General features: G+C 69.5%; 16 protein-coding genes. 12 read left to right on the top strand and 4 right to left on the bottom strand.

Features of this window, described 5'->3' with window-relative positions:
* Nucleotides 1-111: 111 nt before the first annotated feature.
* The gene (locus tag BHS09_RS22165) at nucleotides 112-1,056 is read left to right on the top strand and encodes an arginine deiminase family protein (protein WP_140798865.1); all 945 of its coding nucleotides are present in this window, start codon (nucleotides 112-114) and stop codon (nucleotides 1,054-1,056) included.
* Nucleotides 1,057-1,080: 24 nt separating this feature from the next.
* On the opposite strand, the gene BHS09_RS22160 is transcribed toward BHS09_RS22165, so the two are convergent.
* Complete coding sequence (locus tag BHS09_RS22160) at nucleotides 1,081-1,284, bottom strand: hypothetical protein (RefSeq protein ID WP_140792976.1); 204 nt, start codon at nucleotides 1,282-1,284, stop codon at nucleotides 1,081-1,083.
* A 146-nt stretch (nucleotides 1,285-1,430) separates the two neighbouring features.
* On the opposite strand from BHS09_RS22160, the gene BHS09_RS22155 reads away from it, so the two are divergent.
* The 6 genes from BHS09_RS22155 (at nucleotide 1,431) to coaBC (ending at nucleotide 8,815) form a co-directional block, all read left to right on the top strand.
* On the top strand, nucleotides 1,431-2,036 hold the full coding sequence (locus BHS09_RS22155; RefSeq protein WP_140792974.1) for a hypothetical protein: 606 nt from the start codon (nucleotides 1,431-1,433) through the stop codon (nucleotides 2,034-2,036).
* Between the two features lie 47 nt (nucleotides 2,037-2,083).
* Nucleotides 2,084-2,596 (top strand): FHA domain-containing protein, encoded by a 513-nt coding sequence (locus BHS09_RS22150; protein ID WP_140798863.1) that lies wholly within the window; start codon nucleotides 2,084-2,086, stop codon nucleotides 2,594-2,596.
* A 61-nt stretch (nucleotides 2,597-2,657) separates the two neighbouring features.
* Nucleotides 2,658-3,941, top strand: a complete 1,284-nt coding sequence (locus tag BHS09_RS22145) for a Stp1/IreP family PP2C-type Ser/Thr phosphatase (protein WP_140796553.1) — start codon at nucleotides 2,658-2,660, stop codon at nucleotides 3,939-3,941.
* A 107-nt stretch (nucleotides 3,942-4,048) separates the two neighbouring features.
* Nucleotides 4,049-4,471 (top strand): hypothetical protein, encoded by a 423-nt coding sequence (locus BHS09_RS22140; RefSeq protein ID WP_140798862.1) that lies wholly within the window; start codon nucleotides 4,049-4,051, stop codon nucleotides 4,469-4,471.
* A gap of 102 nt (nucleotides 4,472-4,573) precedes the next feature.
* The gene (locus tag BHS09_RS22135; protein WP_140798861.1) at nucleotides 4,574-7,543 is read left to right on the top strand and encodes a carboxypeptidase regulatory-like domain-containing protein; all 2,970 of its coding nucleotides are present in this window, start codon (nucleotides 4,574-4,576) and stop codon (nucleotides 7,541-7,543) included.
* A 51-nt stretch (nucleotides 7,544-7,594) separates the two neighbouring features.
* Nucleotides 7,595-8,815 (top strand): bifunctional phosphopantothenoylcysteine decarboxylase/phosphopantothenate--cysteine ligase CoaBC, encoded by a 1,221-nt coding sequence (gene coaBC / locus BHS09_RS22130; protein ID WP_140798860.1) that lies wholly within the window; start codon nucleotides 7,595-7,597, stop codon nucleotides 8,813-8,815.
* Here coaBC and BHS09_RS22125 read toward each other — a convergent pair.
* Nucleotides 8,812-9,243, bottom strand: a complete 432-nt coding sequence (locus BHS09_RS22125) for a PaaI family thioesterase (protein WP_140792966.1) — start codon at nucleotides 9,241-9,243, stop codon at nucleotides 8,812-8,814. The genes coaBC and BHS09_RS22125 overlap by 4 nt on opposite strands.
* Nucleotides 9,244-9,442: 199 nt before the next feature.
* On the opposite strand from BHS09_RS22125, the gene BHS09_RS38895 reads away from it, so the two are divergent.
* From BHS09_RS38895 to kdd, 3 genes are all read left to right on the top strand, one after another.
* Entirely contained in the window at nucleotides 9,443-10,507 is a 1,065-nt protein-coding gene (locus BHS09_RS38895; RefSeq protein ID WP_174260572.1) for a uracil-DNA glycosylase, read from the top strand.
* 28 nt (nucleotides 10,508-10,535) lie between these two features.
* A complete protein-coding gene (locus tag BHS09_RS22115) occupies nucleotides 10,536-11,543 on the top strand; it encodes an alpha/beta hydrolase (protein ID WP_140798858.1) in 1,008 nt (335 codons plus the stop codon).
* A 173-nt stretch (nucleotides 11,544-11,716) separates the two neighbouring features.
* Nucleotides 11,717-12,748 (top strand): L-erythro-3,5-diaminohexanoate dehydrogenase, encoded by a 1,032-nt coding sequence (gene kdd, locus BHS09_RS22110; RefSeq protein ID WP_140792964.1) that lies wholly within the window; start codon nucleotides 11,717-11,719, stop codon nucleotides 12,746-12,748.
* Between the two features lie 89 nt (nucleotides 12,749-12,837).
* Here kdd and BHS09_RS22105 read toward each other — a convergent pair whose 3' ends face one another.
* On the bottom strand, nucleotides 12,838-13,455 hold the full coding sequence (locus tag BHS09_RS22105; RefSeq protein WP_140792962.1) for an ankyrin repeat domain-containing protein: 618 nt from the start codon (nucleotides 13,453-13,455) through the stop codon (nucleotides 12,838-12,840).
* Nucleotides 13,456-13,631: 176 nt separating this feature from the next.
* Entirely contained in the window at nucleotides 13,632-15,167 is a 1,536-nt protein-coding gene (locus BHS09_RS22100) for a catalase (RefSeq protein WP_140792960.1), read from the bottom strand.
* Nucleotides 15,168-15,428: 261 nt separating this feature from the next.
* Here BHS09_RS22100 and kamD point away from each other — a divergent pair, with 261 nt between their 5' ends.
* Together kamD and BHS09_RS22090 are read left to right on the top strand one after the other, a co-directional pair.
* Nucleotides 15,429-16,979 carry a lysine 5,6-aminomutase subunit alpha gene (gene kamD / locus BHS09_RS22095; RefSeq protein WP_140792958.1) on the top strand — a complete coding sequence of 517 codons (1,551 nt, stop codon included), beginning with the start codon at nucleotides 15,429-15,431 and terminating at the stop codon, nucleotides 16,977-16,979.
* Complete coding sequence (locus tag BHS09_RS22090; RefSeq protein ID WP_140792956.1) at nucleotides 16,976-17,455, top strand: hypothetical protein; 480 nt, start codon at nucleotides 16,976-16,978, stop codon at nucleotides 17,453-17,455. The genes kamD and BHS09_RS22090 overlap by 4 nt, the downstream gene beginning before the upstream one ends.
* Nucleotides 17,456-17,459: the final 4 nt, after the last annotated feature.

Here is a 17,459-nt window from a genome sequence, read left to right as displayed (position 1 = left end):
CGAGGTAAATTTCTGGTGCCAGCGCTCAGGCAGGGGGTTGGCGCTTTCCAGGTGGGGTCTCGGCGCCAGGAGTCCGGGCTGACTCACCGCTGTGACGACAGGTGCTTGCAGATGGCGTTCAGCGAGTTCGAGTGCTGGTCCGAATCAGGCCAGTTGGATTGCGTGGCGGTGTTCCGGCCCGCGGCGCTGGATGTCACCAGCGCGGAGGAGGCGGCGGCGGTCGGCTTCATGCGGCCTGTCACGCGCAGTGAGGCGGAGGACGCCTTTGGCCGGCTGCGGGACACGCTGACGCGCCTCGGTTGCCAGACGATTGACCTGTGGGAGTTGCTACCGGAGCGCGAGCGCGCGGTGAGCGACACCACGGTGAACCGGGTGTTTGTCCGCGACACCGCGGCGGTGCTCGGGCGTCAGCTGGTGACGGGCACGGCGGCCTTTCCCGTGCGGCTGGCGGAGTTCGACGTGGCGCACCGCGCGCTGTCGCAGCTCCAGCCGGAGCTGTCGAGCGACGAGGTCGCGACGTCCGCGCGCATCGAGTTCGGGGACGTCTTCGTGCTCGACGCGGAGCGGCTGCTGGTCAACGTGGGGCTGCGCAGCGACGCGCGTGCGCTTCAACCCTTCCTGGAGCTGGCGTGGCGTTCGGGCTTCCGCGAGGCCGCCGTCGTCCGCATCCCGGAGAGCCTGGGCATCATCCACCTGGATCTGGCCTTCAACGTGCTTGGGCCGCGGGCGGTGGTGGCGCGGGCCTTTCTTCGCCACACGCCCATCCAGGTGTTCGCACAGGGCGTTGCGCCGCACTGGGAGCCCTTTGACGGCTACTTCGCCCAGCGGGGCCGCCGCGTCATCCCCTTCGAGCCGAAAGGGGAGAGCGGCTTCATGTCGAACTTCATCTACGTGGGGCCCGACCTGATTCTCGCCTCGGAGAGCGCCTCGGTGGCCCTTCGTCCTCTGGCGAAGGAGGCCGGCATCGAGGTGGCGAGCGTCGACATCGAGGCGCTGGAGCGGGGCAACGGCAGCGTCCGGTGCCTCACGATGCCCCTTCGCCGGCGCGCGGTGTAGCGAAGGACCGCCGGCGAACCACGCTCAGGAAGGGCGGTTCACCGTGGGCGGGTGGGGCATGTCGCCTTCGCGCTCGTAGTAGAGGCTCGCGCAGCCCTGCTCGTAGACGACGAGCACCCGGTCACTTTCCTCCAGCAGGTCGGAGACCTTCTCCGTGGTCTTGCGGACGAGTACGTCGAACCTACCCGGGCGCTGTTTGTTTCCGGCCCGGACTGTCACGACTGGCATGCGGGGTTCCGCTCCTTGTGCCCCGCGGCGAGCGGTTCCGGGAGGACATCCCCGGCCTGGGCCCATCCGAAGGTAACAAAGGCGTGTCATAACCAAACGAACAGTCCGTTGACAAGCGGGCCGCGCCATGGCGGGAAGAGGCTCCCATGCTCCGCAAGCTTCCCGTTCTGCTGGTTGGTGTTCTTGGTCTGGCCTCTTCCGCGGGCGCACAGGAGGCGCAGCGGCCTCCGGAGCACCGCTCTCCGACGCCCGCCTGGGCGCCTCGCGGCGTGCTTCTGGGGGTCAGCGCCCAGGATGGTCTGGTGGCCTCCCAGACGAAGGTGCAGTGGCAGTTCACCTTCTATCAGGACCGCAAGGACGCCTTCGCCTTGCTGCTGGAGGGCAGTCTGTCGTGGGGGCTCGCGTTCCCCGATGCCGAGGAGGGCAAGCCGCAGAACGCGGTGCGCTCCTTCTACCAGCACAGCCCGCAGTTGGGTGTGGGCTACCGGAACCACCTGCCCGGCCAGGTGCACTGGGGCTTCCAGGTCACCGGCGGTCCCGTCTTCTACGGCGCGGACTTCGACGGTGGGCTGGAGAAGGACCGGCGCGTGGCGGGCCTCATCGAGGGCCGCGTCCACCTGGGCTACCAGTTCGGGGACATCGCCGGTGGGCTCGCTGTGGGGTATGCCGAGGCATTTGGCTACAAGCGCCGCAGCCTTGGCCGCTTCTTCGTAGGTGGCCCGATGGTCGGGTTGTTCGTGGATTGGCGCTAGGCTTTGCGTAGAGTGCGGCTTGCGAGCACTCTGTTCGCACGCCGCGTATGCCCGAGCCGCTCAGCGCCCATGTGTCGCGATACCTCCGCAACCGAGAAGTCTTCGAGCGGAACCTGCCAGCCGCGCTGCTCGTCTTCACTCCGGCGACGGAGGAAGGCAGCGGCGGGGACGGGGAGGAGTACCGTCTGAAGACGGTGACGAACGCGGGGACCCCCACGCTGGGGGCCAGCGGGCCATTGGCGTTTCCCGTCGTGAAATCGCGGACGAACGCCTTCGGGCGGGGCATCACCGTGGGGCGGACGGGCAACAACGACGTGGTCCTGGACGACGGGAGCGTGTCCCGGTTCCACGCCTGGTTCAGTCGGGAGGAAGGCCATGCGGGCTTCCTGCTGACGGATGCCGGGTCCAAGAATGGCTCCTGGGCGGGGGGCGTCCGCCTGGTGCCCCGGAAGGCCGTTCCGGTGGCGGATGGGGCTCGGTTGCGCTTCGGCCAGGTGGAGGTCGGCTTCTACACGGCCAGCGGTTTTGTGCGGATGCTGGCCGTAAGGATGGCTCCCTGAGCCTTGCCACGTCTTCGTGGGCCTGCGTAACGTGCGGAGTCGCCCTCTGTCACACACGGGAGTGTTCGCGGTGGCCTTGACCACAGAAGCTTTTGGACTGACCGACGTCGGCCGCAGGCGGCAGCACAACGAAGACGCGATGCTGGTGGATGCGGCACTCGGCCTCTACGTGGTGGCTGACGGCATGGGCGGTCACGCGGCCGGCGAGGTCGCGAGCAACCGCGCCACGGAGGTCGTCAAGCAGCACATCTCCGCCAACCGCCATCTGTTGAAGGACCTGGGCAACAACCCGACGCCGGACAGCCGCTCCGCGGCGGCGGCGCTCGTCGAGGTGGCCGTCCAGCGCGCGTGCGCGGACATCTACCGGACGGCGATGTCGGACGCGACCAAGCGCGGCATGGGCACGACGTTCGTGTGCCTCGCGGTGGGCGGCAACAAGGGCGTCATCGGCCATGTGGGTGACAGCCGTGTCTACCTGGTGCGGCATGGCCAGTGTCACCGGCTGACGGAGGACCACACGCTGGTCGCCGCGCAGCTCAAGGCCGGCACGATTACCAAGGACCAGGCCGCCAACTCGCAGTACCGCAACGTGATTACCCGCGCGGTGGGCATCCAGGAGTCCGTCCAGGTCGACACGCTCATCGTGGACCTGGTGCCCGGGGACATGTTCATCCTCTGCTCGGACGGCCTGCATGGCTATGTCGAGGACGAGGAGGTCCTTCCGCTCATCTCCGGCATCGCGCCCGCGGACCTGCCCAAGCGCTTCATCGATGTCGCCAACGAGCGCGGCGGCAAGGACAACATCACCGCGGTGGTGGTGAAGGTCGCGGGCGAAGGCGCCACCGTCAGCGAGGAGTCGAGCGAAGCGCAGTCGCGCATGGAGGCGCTGCGCAAGATTCCGCTCTTCCGTCACCTCACCTACAAGGAGCAGACGGCGGTGCTGTCCATCGCGACCACGCGCACGTATCCCGCGGGGCGTGAAATCGTGGTGGAGGGGCAGCCGGGCGAGGAGCTCTTCGTCGTCATCCGGGGCCGGGTGGCCATCGAGAAGAACGGCGTGGAGATCGCCGAGCTGCGCGCGGGTGGCCACTTCGGAGAGATGGGGCTCATCGACAACGCGCCGCGTTCGGCGACGGTGCGGGCGACGGAGCCCACGCGCACCATGGTCATCTCGCGGCCGGACCTGATGGGCCTGATGAAGCGCGAGTCCATCCTCGCGGTGAAGATGCTCTGGAGCTTCGTCCAAGTGCTCAGCGACCGGCTTCGCGCCACCAACTCGGAGCTCAGCGAGGCGCGGCAGGAGCTGGCCGTGGCCCAGGCGATTGCTCCGTTCGCCGAGGAGTAGGAGGACGCGTCATGGCCCCTCGTCGACCGAAGCAGCTTCGTCCCGAATCTCAAGCTCGTCAGACGCCCCAGGTACGTTCGCGCCGTTCCGTTGTCGGAGGGCGGCGCATGGCGAGGGCGGTGGGCGGCGACGTGGTGGTGAAGTTCCTGGGCGAGGTGGTCGAGCTGCGCCAGGAGCTGAGGGCGACGCAAGGGGACGTCGAAGGCATGGCGATGGGCATGGTGTCCATGCGGTCGAACATGGCGACCATGCAGTCGAACATGGCGGTCATGCAGTCGAACATGGTGGCCATGCAGTCGAACATGGCGGCCATGCAGACGAACATGGACTCCATGATGGGCAACATGGAGACGATGATGTCGACCGTGGAGTCCATGATTGTGGGGCTGCGTTCCGTGTCGGGACGCATGAGCCGGATGGAGGCCCACGCGGGCCGCATGGCCCGGCTGCTGACCTCCATGGCGGATTCGACCCAGGAGCGTTTCGAGCGGGTCGAGAAGCGCCTGGATGACCTCGAAGACAAGCTGTAGGCGCGGCTCGCCCATGCGTCCGGGAAAGGACGCGTCCGGAATTTTCAGGGGGAATCGGCCGTTCCGCGCCCGGTCCCGGGCTAACGTCCGCGCCGTCTGCGCATGCGCAACTGGATTGTCATAGGCGTGATGGCGACCCTGCTCGCGGCAGGGGTGGTGTGGCTGTGGCCCGGCACGGAGACGGGGCCCGCCGCTCGCGACAGGCACGCCGCCACTGGCAAGGCCCTGCCGGAGTTCGCCGCCGTGGACGTGGCCTCCGCGGGCGAGGGGTTGGCGCTCACGGGACGTGTGCTGGACGCCTCGGGTCGTCCCGTCGCGGGCGCGGAGGTGTTCCTGGCCGCCAGCGCGGAGCGGACGCTCCTGGGCGTCCATTGTGATGCGTGTGGCCAGGCGCTCCTGTCCTGCCCGGCGCGTGAGACGGCGCTGCACACGCTGGCGTTCTTCGAGCAGCAGCAGGGCTTCCTGACGCCGCGGGCCACGGTCAGCACGGACGCGGACGGGCGCTTCCGCTTCGAGCAACTGGCTGGCGTGTCCTTCTCCGTGTGGGCCCGCGCGCCAGGGCTGGGCGTCGCGCTCCGCGAGCGGGCCGCGCCGGGAGACCCGGTGGAGCTGTACCTGCCGCCGCTGCGCACCCTGGTGGGGCAGGTGGTGGACGAAGCCGGCCGGCCCTTGGCGGGGGCTCACGTGCACGGAATGTCGCGGCGGGCGCCGCTGCCCTTCGAGTCCACGACTGGCTCGGATGGCCGCTTCACCCTGACGGGCCTGGGCGAAGGGCCTTTCTATGTGCTGGCCACGGCGGAGGGGTACCTGCCCGCGGTGGAGTCCCAGGTGGAGGCGGGGCCACAGCCCGTGCGCCTGAGGCTGACGCCCGCGCGCACCCTGGAGGTCCGCGTCACCCGGAACGGGTCCCCCGCGGCCGCGTTGGTGCGGCTGCGCGCGGACCACCTGTCGCGGGAGCTGCGCACGGACGGCGCTCCGGTGCGCTTCACCGGCTTGTATCCGGACGAATTGGTGGTGACCGCGGAGGCCAAGGGCCTGGCGTCCGTGCCCCGCGTCTTGGCACTGGACGAGCGCGTCACCCAGGTGACGTTGGCACTCGAGGAAGCAGGGAGCCTGCTCGTCACGGTGGTGGACGAGGACGGCCATCCCGTGCCGCAACCGGAGCTCCTGCTGCGCATGCCGACGGGGGAAGTCGTCCGGCAGGAGCGCGGTGGCACCGGCGCGTTGGTGACGCTGGGCCCCCTGGCCGTGGGCAACTACGTGCTGACCGGACAGGCCGAGGGCTTCCGTGATGCGCAGCTGCCCGCGAAGGTGGCGCCAGGGGAGACGGCGCTCGAACTGGAGATGGAGCGCGCCACCGTCATCAGCGGACAGGTGCTGGATGTCTATGGCCGGCCCGCGCCGGGCGTGTCCGTGTTGGTGCAGCCCACGGGCGCGTCGACGCTGGCGGACGCGGAAGGGCGCTTCATCGCGCAGGTGCCCACGCCGGGGCTGTACGAGCTGCATGCGCACCACTCGGAGTGGGGCGGTGGCCAGTTGAAGGTGACGGCGCCGGCCACCGACGTGCAACTGGCGCTGGAGCCTCGCGCGTCGTTGGAGGTGACGGTCTCCGCCGAGGGCCGCCGCGTGGAAGGCGCGGACGTGGTGTTGTGGGTGGAGCAGCAGGGCATCTTCCGGAGTGACCGGCCGTCCGGCTCGGATGGCATGGTCCCGATGCGCGGGATGCCGGCGGGCACGTATTCGATGATGGCGTCCCATCCCGACTATCAGCCGTCGGAGCGCCGGGAGGTGACGCTGACGGAAGGGCAGTCGCTGAAGCTGGAGGCGGAGCTGAAGCCCGGAGCGCCGCTCAGTGGCGAGGTGGTGGACGGGCAGAACGCGCCGGTAGCGGGCGCCACGTTGGTGGTGGTGCCCCGTGGCGCGGAGCCCGTGCAGTCCGACGCGAGCGGCCGTTTCGAGTTCCGTGCGCTGCGGCCGGACCGGGGCTACCGCTTGGAGGTGCGGCACCCGGGCTATGATCAGATCGAGCGCGCCGAGGGCAAGGCGGGTGGCCCACCGGTGCGAGTGGTGCTCAAGAAGCGCGACGTCTACCGCGGGCGCGTCATGGGCGATGACGGTGAGCCGGTGCGCCGCTTCCGCGTGGACGAGCACGATGTGAATGCACCGGATGGCCGCTTCGAGCTGCCGTTGCCCTCGGCAGGCGACCGCGTCATCGCGTCGGTGGACGCGGCGGGCTACGAGCCGCTGATGGTGGATCGCCCGGTCTCACCCGACCTGGGAGACCTGGTGCTGGAGAAGCTGCCGGGTGTCTCGGGCCGCGTGGTCGACGAGGGCGGCGGGCCGGTGCCAGATGCCGTGGTGTCGTGCGACGTCTGTGACGACTCCGTGCTCTCCGGGCCGGACGGCACCTTCACGGTGGCCAGCCCGCCCTATGTGACGCGCTACTCGCTCACGGCGCGCAAGGGGCGGTTGAGCGCCACCCAGTCGTTGGAGCGGGGCGCGCGGGGGCCGGTGGAGCTCAAGCTGCGGCAGGCCACGCGTTTGAGCGGCCGGGTGTACCGCCAGGACGGGAGCCCCGCGGCGGGCTTCGAGGTCGAGGCCGTCAACGCGGACCGCAGCGAACCGCTCACCATCGTCACCGGGCCGGATGGCGGCTACAGCGTGGAGGTCTCCCCGGGCAACTACCGCTTCGCGCTGGGCGCGAACCGGGAGTTCTCTGGCGAGCCGGCGCTGGTGGTGCAGGTGGGCGGCTCGGAGATGTCGCTGGACCTGGGCCCGGGGCCGGGCACCGCGTCGCTGGTCGTCCAGGTGAAGCCGGAGCGGGGCCGGGCGCTGTGGGTCGTCGCGGGAGAGCTGGGGGCGGTGGGCAATCCTCCGGCGGTGGCGTTGATGCGCTCGCGCTGGGCGCAGCTCGTGTACCAGCCCCGGTCGGAGCAGGTCCGCCTGAGCGGCCTGCGTCCCGGGCGGTACACGCTGGTGTGGGGCAACTTCCACGTGGAGACCCCAGGCGGACCGGAGGTCCGCGTCGTGGATGTGCCTTCGAGCAGTGACGTCGTGATGATGGCCCACTGAGGCCCTGCCGGGACGGTTGCGAGCCCGCCTCCCCGCGCATTAGGAAGCCGCATGGACGTGACGACTCTGAAGGGCCGCCGGGTGGTCGTTGGCGTGGGTGGCGGCATCGCGGCGTACAAGGCCTGCGAGCTGGTGCGGGAGCTGTCGCGTGCGGGCGCCGAGGTGCGGGTGGCCATGACGGAGTCCGCGCGCCAGTTCGTCACCCCGCTCACCTTCCAGGCGCTCAGCGGGCACCCTGTGCTCACGGACTATTTCGACCCTGCCCAGGAGGGGAACTTCGGCCACCTGGACCTGGCTCGCTGGGCCGAGGCGTTCGTCGTGGCGCCGGCCACCGCTGACCTGCTGGCGCGCATCCGCGCGGGCATGGGGAACGACGCCGTGACGACGTCGCTGCTCGCCTTCCGGGGGCCGGTGGTGCTGGCGCCGGCGATGAACGTGGCCATGTGGGACAACCCCCTGACGCAGGAGAACCTGGTGGCCCTGCTGGCTTATCCGCGCTTCTCGCGCGTGGGCCCAGGCGCGGGGATGCTGGCCTGTGGTGACGTGGGGGAGGGGCGACTGGCGGACGTTCCAGCCATCGTCCAGGCGGTCGCGGCGCGTTTTGGCGCTGGCCCGCTGGCGGGGAAGCGGGTGCTGCTGACGGCGGGCCCCACGCGCGAGTTCCTGGACCCGGTGCGGTTCATCTCCAATCCCTCCACGGGGAAGATGGGCATGGCGCTCGCGCACGCGGCCCGGACCCTGGGCGCCGAGGTGACAGTGGTGCTCGGTCCCGTGGGCACCGTGGAGCGCGGCGGCTTGGACGTCGTGGACGTGGTGAGCGCGGACGACATGGCGCGCGAGGTGCTCTCACGGGTGGGCACGGTGGATGCGTTCATCGCCACGGCGGCGGTCAGCGATTGGCGCCCGGAGACGCGCGCGCCGCAGAAGGTGAAGAAGGGCGCTTCAACGTCGCCCGAGGCGCTGACGCTCGTGCGCACGCCGGACGTGCTCGCGGAGGCCTCCCGCCAGGTGGTGGGACAGCCGAAGCGGCCGGTGCTGGTGGGCTTCGCGGCGGAGACGGAGCGCGTGGTGGCGCACGCGCGCGACAAACTGGAGCGCAAGGGGCTGGACGCGATTGTCGCCAACGACGTGACGGCCCCTGGCGCGGGCTTTGGCACGGACACCAACCGGGTGACGGTGCTCACGCGCTCGGGCGCGCAGCATGAACTCCAGGGCAGCAAGCACGAGGTGGCGCGGGCCCTCATCCAGTTGCTGCTCGTGTCACCGTCCTAACGGGGCTCCATCACCGCGAGGGTGACGGTGGTCTTCGACACGAGCCGGGGCGTGCCGCCGGAGATGGCGTGGACCTCGGACTCCGTGACGATGAGCCGGCGGCCGGCGCGGAGCACCCGGGCCTTGCACCGAAGTTCTTCACCGGACGCCGTCTGGAGCAGGTGGACGGTGAAGCTGGTGGACAACACCCGCTGGCCCTTGCGGACCACGGAGAAGGCCGCCGCGCCCGCCGTATGGTCCGCCAACGTCGCCTGGACACCAGCGTGGATGACGCCATCCTGCTGCAGGTGACGGGGCTGCACCACCAGCCGGGCCTCCACCTCGCCGGGGCGGATGTCCACGGGCTGGATGCCCAGGTCCATGACGAAGGCGGCCGTTGTGAACAGGGCCTCCGTGTCCTGGCGGTAATCCGGGTTCTGGTGCTCCATGGCGGCTCCTCGCTGCGTGACACCGGGTTGGGGGCGCAAGATAGCGTGGGCCAGGGGCGCCTCCGGGGCGGATGACTGGGGGCAGGGCGGGGTAGGACTCCGGGCGTGGGCCTGGAACTGCTCTGGCGGGAGGCGAACAGCCGGCTCGGGCGTCCGCTTCCTTGCGCACGGGCGCCACGTCCGATACCGATCCAGGACCGTGATTGATGATACGCCCGAGGCCTCGCAGGACCTGAGCGCCCTGCTGGACGATGTGCGCCGCCACCTCCTCTGGCAGGAGGAGGCCGCTGGCCGGGTGCTGATGATTGACGCCAAGGCTGCGCTCGAGCTCCAACGCTCGGCTCCCTCCTTGCGTGCGCGCTTCGCCCGGACCCAGGGGGCCGCGGACGCTGGGCCTCCTGCTCTCCCCGAGGCACCGCTGCCCCGGCCGCCGCTGGCAAGCCAGGCACCGGAGCCCCGTTCCATCGGCACGGAGCGGCCGGGCCCGGCGACTCCTGCTGGTGCAGCGGGACTGCCCGGACACGGTGTCGCAGCGCCGGCCCGGGTGCCGCCCCCAGCCCGTCCGGGGGGCATGGCTCTTGGCTCCGTTGAGGGCCGGCCTCCGGCGCCCCGGACGCCGGGAGCTGGGATGCGTGTGGATGCGCCGCCGCCCACGTCGCGGCCCGCTGGGGCGCTGCCTGGAGCGGCGAACGGCGAGCGGCCGACGTTGGACGAGATTCGCCGGGAGCTGGGTGACTGCCAGCGCTGCACGCTGTGCTCGACGCGCAAGAACCTCGTGTTCGGCTCGGGCAACCCCCGCGCGGAGCTGGTGTTCGTGGGCGAGGGCCCTGGTGAGAGCGAGGACCTGCAGGGCGTGCCCTTCGTCGGCGCGGCCGGCGACCTGCTGACGAAGATGATTGGCGCGATGGGCTACCGCCGCGATGACGTCTACATCTGCAACGTCGTGAAGTGCCGGCCACCGGGGAACCGCAATCCGGAGCCGGAGGAGATTGCCTCCTGCGAGCCCTTCCTGCGCGCGCAGCTGGCCGCCATCCAGCCCAAGGTGGTGGTGGCGCTGGGCAAGTTCGCGGCGCAGACGCTGCTGCGGGACAGCACGCCCATCACCCGCCTGCGCGGCAACTGGCGCACCTACGAGGGCATCCAGCTGATGCCCACCTTCCACCCGGCGTACCTCCTGCGCAGCCCGGCGGAGAAGCGCAAGGCGTGGGAGGACCTCCAGGCGGTGATGAAGGCGCTGGGGAAGCAACCCGGTTCGCGCGCGTAGCCGCGGGCCCGATGAAGGGAATGCACGGATGAATGGATTGCTGGAGTCGAGTGAGCTGCTGTCGCCCGCGCTGGAGTCGAACCCGCTGGGGGACCCGGCTCGCCGCAAGATCACCGTGTATCTTCCGCCGGGCTACGGCGCGGATGATCGGCGCTACCCCGTCGTCTACTTCCTGCATGCCTTCGGCAACAGCGGCGGCTCTTGGACGAACGCGTCGGGCTTCGCGCCCACCGTCCCCCAGCGCCTGGACGCGCTCGTCGAGTCGGGCGCGATTCCGCCCGTCATTGGCGTCTTCCCGGATGCCTGGACGTCGCTGGGCGGCAGCCAGTGGGTGAACAGCGACGCCATTGGCCGGTACCGCGACTACCTGACCAAGGACGTGGTGGGCTTCGTGGACCGCACCTACCGCACCCTGCCGAAGGCGGCTTCGCGCGCCGTGGTGGGGCACAGCTCCGGTGGCTATGGCGCGCTGGTGATGGGCCGCTACCACCCGGACCTGTTCTCCCACGTGGGCGCGCACGCCGCGGATTCCTACTTCGAATACTGCTACCTGCCGGACCTGCCGAAGGCCGCGGCGGCGCTGCTGAAGGCCGGCGGCGTGGAGGCGTGGCACTCCGAGTTCCGGGCGCGCGTGAGCGAGACGAAGATGCGCGGGGACGACTTCCCGGTGGTGAACGTCCTGGCGATGGCCGCCGCGTATTCGCCGAAGAAGGGCGAGCCGCTCAACGTGGAGCTGCCCTTCGACGCGAACACGGGCCGGCTGCGGCTGGACGTGTGGAACCGGTGGCTGGTGCACGATCCGGTGCGCTTCGTGCCGAAGTTCATGGACGCGTTCCGGAAGCTGAAGACGGTGTACCTGGACTGCGGGACGCGTGACGAGTTCAACATCCGCTGGGGCACGCGGATGCTCGCGGAGGAGTTCAAGAACGCGGGCGTGGAGCGCGTCCACGAGGAGTTCGAGGACGGCCACTCCGGTGTGTCGTACCGCTTCGCGCGCTCGCTGTCCGTCCTGGTGCCGAACCTGGCGCAGGACTGACGCACGGGGCCAGGGCCTCCTCGCGGTGGACGGGATGCCCGCTGGGGGACGCCCCGGCCCACCGCGCGTGACGTGACGCTGGCCTTTTCCCTGCCCAAGCGGGTAGACGCCTCCCTGGGTGCGCCCCGCCGCGGCGGGGCCGGGCGCCCGAGAACCTTCAGGGAGACGGGAACATGAGCATCGACCTCTACGGGCTGTCTCGCGTCGTCGGCGAGAAGGGCGTGCTGCCCCAGCGCGCGAAGCAGTTGGACCCTGCGCTGCCGTGCCGCGAGTCCGAGCTGCTCATCGACGTGGAGAGCCTCAACATCGACGCCGCGTCCTTCAAGCAGATCAAGGGCGAGGTGGGCGGCGACGCGAAGCGCATTGGCGAGCGCATCCAGGAAATCGTCCGTGAGCGCGGGAAGATGCAGAACCCCGTGACGGGCTCGGGCGGCATGTTGATTGGCCGCGTGAAGGAGCTGGGCGCCAGGCACCCCGCGCGCGAGCTGCTCAAGGTGGGCGACCGCATCGCCACGCTGGTGAGCCTGACGCTGACGCCCCTGGTCATCGAAGAGGTGAAGGCGGTGCACGCGGACATCGACCGCGTGGACATCCGCGGACACGCGCTCCTGTTCGCCAGCGGCATCTACGCGAAGCTGCCCACGGACATGCCGGACACGTTGGCGCTCGCGGCGCTGGACGTGTGTGGCGCGCCCGCGCTGGTGGCCCGGCACGTGCGGCCGGGCATGACGGTGGCGGTGCTGGGCGCGGGCAAGAGCGGGGCGCTGTGTCTGGCGCAGGCGCGGCGCAACCTGGAGAGCCGGGGCAAGCTGCTGGCGCTCGACGTGTCGCAGGGCGCGCTGGACCTGCTGTCCGGCATTGGCCTGTGCGACGTGGCCCTGAAGGTGGACGCGACGCAGGGCGTGGACGTCATGGAAGCGGTGAGCCGGGCGACGGATGGCCAGCTCTGCGACCTGGTGGTCAACTGCGCCAGCGTGGGCAACACGGAGATGGCCACCATCCTGTCGGTGAAGGACGGCGGCACGGCCATCTTCTTCTCCATGGCCACCAGCTTCACCGCGGCGGCCCTGGGCGCCGAGGGCGTGGGCAAGGACGTCACCATGGTGGTGGGCAACGGCTACGTGCCCGGCCACGCAGCGCTGACGCTGGACCTGCTGCGCACCGAGCCGGAGCTGCTCCAGCTCTTCGGCACACGGTACGTCTAGCAGCCGGGCCGTCTGGCCTGATTCCCGGCGGCGTCTTCACCGGGATGGGGCCTCCTGGGCCTCATCCAGGGCCGGGCAATGCCTTCGTGTCATCGCGCCGAGGCGGAGGTCTCCGGCGCGGTGGGCGCCTGCGGCACGGGCGCGCTGGGCTCCTGCGTGCGCGCCCAGTCCTGGGCGCTGCGGCCGCTGCCATCGCGCACGTCGGGGGAGGCGCCCTGCTGGCGGAGCTGGTCCACCACCTCCTCGCGGCCGAACAAGGACGCGAACATCAGCGCCGTCTGGCCGAAGCGGTTGCTCTGGTCCACCGCGCAGGGCTGCTGGTTGAGCAATCCGACGATGTCCGCATAGCCTTTGAAGGCCGCGCCCATGAGCGCGGTGTTGCCGTTGTTGTCGCCAGCGCACGCATCCGCGCCCCCGGCGAGCAGGGCGCGCACCGTGTCCGCATGCCCGTGGTACGCGGCGAGGATGAGCGGCGAGAAGCCGCGAGCATCCCGCGCCTCCACCGGCGTCCCCGCCTGGACGAGTCCGGCGACGATGTCCGTCTCCCCGGCACGGGCGGCGGCCAGCAGGTAGCGCTCCGCCTCGCTCGTGGCCAGCAGGCGCCCTTGCGGCGCGGGCGTGGCGCGCAGGGACATCCACGCGGCCGTCAACACCCCAGCGCCCAGCATCAACAGGCCCAGCGTTCCCAGCAGCAGCTTGCGAATCATGACGGACTCCAGAAGAGAGGGGGCCTGCTCCCGCTGAGGGAAGACCGGGATGTGACGGGCGGCGAGAGGGGGGAAGTCGCCGTGCGCCACCACATCCCGGCCTTCTCCCAGGGGGAGTGGCGGGAAACGCCGGGCCCTGGCGGAAGCACGCCTGCCAGGGCCCGGAGAAGAGTGAATCAGCGGGCGGCGAGCGTGGCCACGGCGGCCTTGGCGTCGTCCACCTTCACGTTGACCGCCTTGGCCAGGCGGGTGCCGTAGTCAGGGTTGGCCATGAAGAAGTGGCCCACCATGCGCGCCTTCACCTTGGCGTCACGCACCTGGTTCAGGTCCGCGGCCAGGTTCTTGATGAGGCGGTCCTTCCCGCCCGCGTCGAGCGCCAGATAGAAGGCGCCGGCCTGCGCGAAGTTGTCCGTCTTCTCGATGCCGCGCTGCTGCGTGGTGCCGCTGAGCGGCGCGTTGGAGAAGAGGTACTGCGGCGCGTCCTGCGTCTCACGGGTGACGCTGGGCTCGTAGTTCACGTCCGACTTCGTGTTGGCGACGTTCATGCTGCCCGCCTGGTTGTTGCTGTTCACCGTCGCGCGAGCCCGGTTGATGGGCAGCGACTGGTAGTTGGCGCCAATGCGGTAGCGCTGGGTGTCGGCGTAGGAGAACAGGCGGCCCTGCAGGAGGCGGTCCTCGGAGGGCTCGATGCCCGGCGGCTGCACGCCGGGCGAGAAGGCCGCCTGCTCGGTCTCCTCGAAGAAGTTGTCCGGCATCTTGTTGAGCGTGAACTTGCCCAGCTTGATGGACGTCACCTGCGCCTCGGGCCAGATCTTCGTCGCGTCGAGCGGGTCGAAGCTGAACTTGTCCAGCTCCTTGGGGTCCAGCACCTGCACGCTCAGCTCCCACGAAGGGAACTTGCCCGCGCCGATGGTGGCGTAGAGGTCCGTGGTGGCGTGCTGGTGGTCCTCGGAGACCACGCGGGCGGCGTCCTCGGCGGTGAGGCTCTTCACGCCCTGCTGCGAGCTCCAGTTGAACTTCACGTACTTGTACTCGCCCTTCGCGTTGACGAACTTGAAGGCGTGCACGCCGTGCCCGTTCATCTGGCGGTAGTTCGCCGGGATGCCGATGTCCGAGTACACCTGCGTGAGCATGTGCGTCGACTCGGGCTGGTGCGAGAAGAAGTCGAAGAAGCGGTTCGGGTCCTGCTTGTTCGTGATGGGTGACGGCTTCAGCGAGTGCACCATGTCCGGGAACTTGATGGCGTCGCGGATGAAGAAGATGGGCAGGTTGTTGCCCACCAGGTCCCAGTTGCCCTCGTCCGTGTAGAACTTGAGCGCGAAGCCGCGAGGGTCGCGCAGCGTCTCCGGCGAGCCCGACGGATGGATGACCGTGGAGAAGCGCACGAACATCGGCGTCTTCTTGCCCTTCGCGGAGAAGACGGACGCGCGCGTCAGCTTGGAGAAGTCGCCGTAGCTCTCGAAGGTGCCGTGGGCGCCGGTGCCGCGCGCGTGGACCACGCGCTCGGGGATCCGCTCACGGTCAAAGCGAGCCAGCTTTTCGATGAGGTGGAAGTCCTCCAAGAGGATGCCGCCACGAGGGCCGGCCGTCTTGGAGTTCTGGTTGGTCCCCACGGGGGAGCCGGTGTCCGTCGTCAGGGGAGGGGGCGTCGCGGCAACGGCGGCCGATCCGCCAAAGAGAATGGCGGTTAGAAGCAGGGAGCGGGCTTGCAAGGGATTCTCCTTGTCTCAGGGGGTAAGGCAGTCCCGTCCCAAGCAGGTCCCATGCCACCGTCAGAGTCTGAATGATTCCAGTGAGTTGAGCGTTGTGCTTAAGAGACTCCACCGAAAAGCCGGTGGCATCACCGTCCTGTCGGTGGAGGAGCTCACCGGCCCTTCGGTGCTTTGAACTCGGAACCGATAATGCGGTGCGGCAACGTCATACAGGTGCGCATCGGCGCTACCGGCTGTCGTTCGGGCGGGTAAGGTGCGCCCATGCCAGGCCCGTTCATTGAAGACGCGCGGATTGATCATGCGCGCAAGCTGGCGGACGAAATCGTCAACCCGATCTTCGACCTCATCCGCCGTAACACCACTGTATCCACCGAGCGCACCGTGCTGCGCTTCTTCGGCCTCTCTGGAGCTGGCGCGCGGGGCGTGCCGCTCGCCAACCTGATGGTGGACAAGCTGAAGGCCGCCGGGGTGCTCAACAAGGGCGCCGCTTACTGGTACGGCCGCGCGCTGCATCTGGGCGCGAAGAGCCCGCTGGAGGCCGTGGAGCGGCTGACGGCGCTCCCCACCGAGAAGCTGGCCCCCCTGTCTCCCGAGCAGGAGCACAACCTCCGTGAGGAGGTCCGCGCGGAAGCCCGCGCCGCGCTCGATGACTTGAAGGCCCGCATCGCTCAGCGCGAAGAGCTCCGCAAGCAGTTCCCCATGCCCCCCGCGCCACACAAGTACGTCATCGTGGCCACGGGCAACATCTACGACGACGTGGACCAGGCGCGCGCGGCGGCCCAGGCGGGCGCGGACGTCATCGCCGTCATCCGGTCCACGGCGCAGTCGCTGCTGGACTACGTGCCCCACGGCGCGACGACGGAGGGCTACGGCGGCACCTACGCCACCCAGGAGAACTTCCGCATCATGCGCGAGGCCCTGGATGACGAGAGCCGCAAGCTCAAGCGCTACATCCAGCTGACCAACTACTCGTCCGGCCTCTGCATGTCGGAGATCGCCTTCTGCGCGGCCTACGAGAAGCTGGACATGCTGCTCAACGACGCGATGTACGGAATCCTCTTCCGTGACATCAACATGCGGCGCACGTTCATCGACCAGTACTTCAGCCGCCGCATCTGCGCCCTGGCCGGCATCATCATCAACACCGGCGAGGACAACTACATCACCACCGCGGACGCGTACGACGCGGCCCACACCGTCATCGCCAGCCAGTTCATCAACGAGTGCTTCGCCAAGCGCGCGGGCCTCAAGGACTGGCAGCTGGGCATCGGCCACGCGTACGAAATCGACCCGTACCGCGAGGACACGCTGCTGCTCGAGCTGTCCCAGGCCATGCTGGTGCGCCGCTGCTTCCCGGACGCGCCGTTGAAGTACATGCCGCCCACCAAGCACAAGGAGACGGACATCTTCTTCAGCCACGCGTACGACGTGATGGCGAACCTGGTGGCCATGTGGACGCGGCAGGGCATCCAGTTGCTGGGCATGATGACGGAGGCCATGCACACGCCGCTCTTGGCGGACCGCTACGTGGCACTCAAGTCCGCGGCCTACATCCACCGCGCGGCGCGAGGCATCGACGAGGAGTTCACCGTCCGCGAGGACGGGAAGATCGCCAACCGGGCCCGCGAGGTGTTCGCCCGGGCGGAGCAGCTGCTCCAGGAGTGCCGCGACGAGGGCATGGTGACCGCCATCGGCCGGGGCCACTTCGGTGACGTGAAGCGCGAGGAGACCGGCGGCAAGGGCCTCGACGGCGTGCTGGAGAAGGCGCCGGACTATTTCAACCCGTTCCTGGAACTCCTGGAGGCGCAGTGATGCTCGGTTCAATCCTTGCCATGGTGCTCTCCGCGGGCGGCTCCGCGGATGCGCTGGCGCAGGTCCAGGTGAAGAACGTCTCCCTCCAGGTTCCCGCTTCGTGGAACCGCTCCGAGGATGCGGGGACGTTCAAGTTCCAGGCGCCCAGCGGGGACGCCTACTTCCTGGTTGACGTGGGCGCCGTGCAGACGGCGGGCATGAAGGCTCAGACGTGCGTGGACAAGATTGTCGCGTCCATTGGCGGCAGGGGCTGGGAGCGTCTGAAGGTGGGCGCCCAGCCAGCGGCGAAGCGTCAGGAGACGGACGTGGCGCCGGATGGCAGTGGCGCGGTGGATTCCGTGACGTATGTGGGCTGCGACGGAAAGACGACGTGGTCCGTCGTCTTCTACCTGGAGCAGACGAAGAAGGAGCGGTTCGCGCCGCTGGCCCAGAAGGTGGGCTCCAGCGTCAAGATTCAGCGGGCCGGGGGGAAGTGAGCCG

Source organism: Myxococcus xanthus (genome assembly GCF_006402735.1).
Taxonomy (GTDB): domain Bacteria; phylum Myxococcota; class Myxococcia; order Myxococcales; family Myxococcaceae; genus Myxococcus; species Myxococcus xanthus_A.
This window is presented reverse-complemented; position numbering and strand designations above follow the sequence as displayed.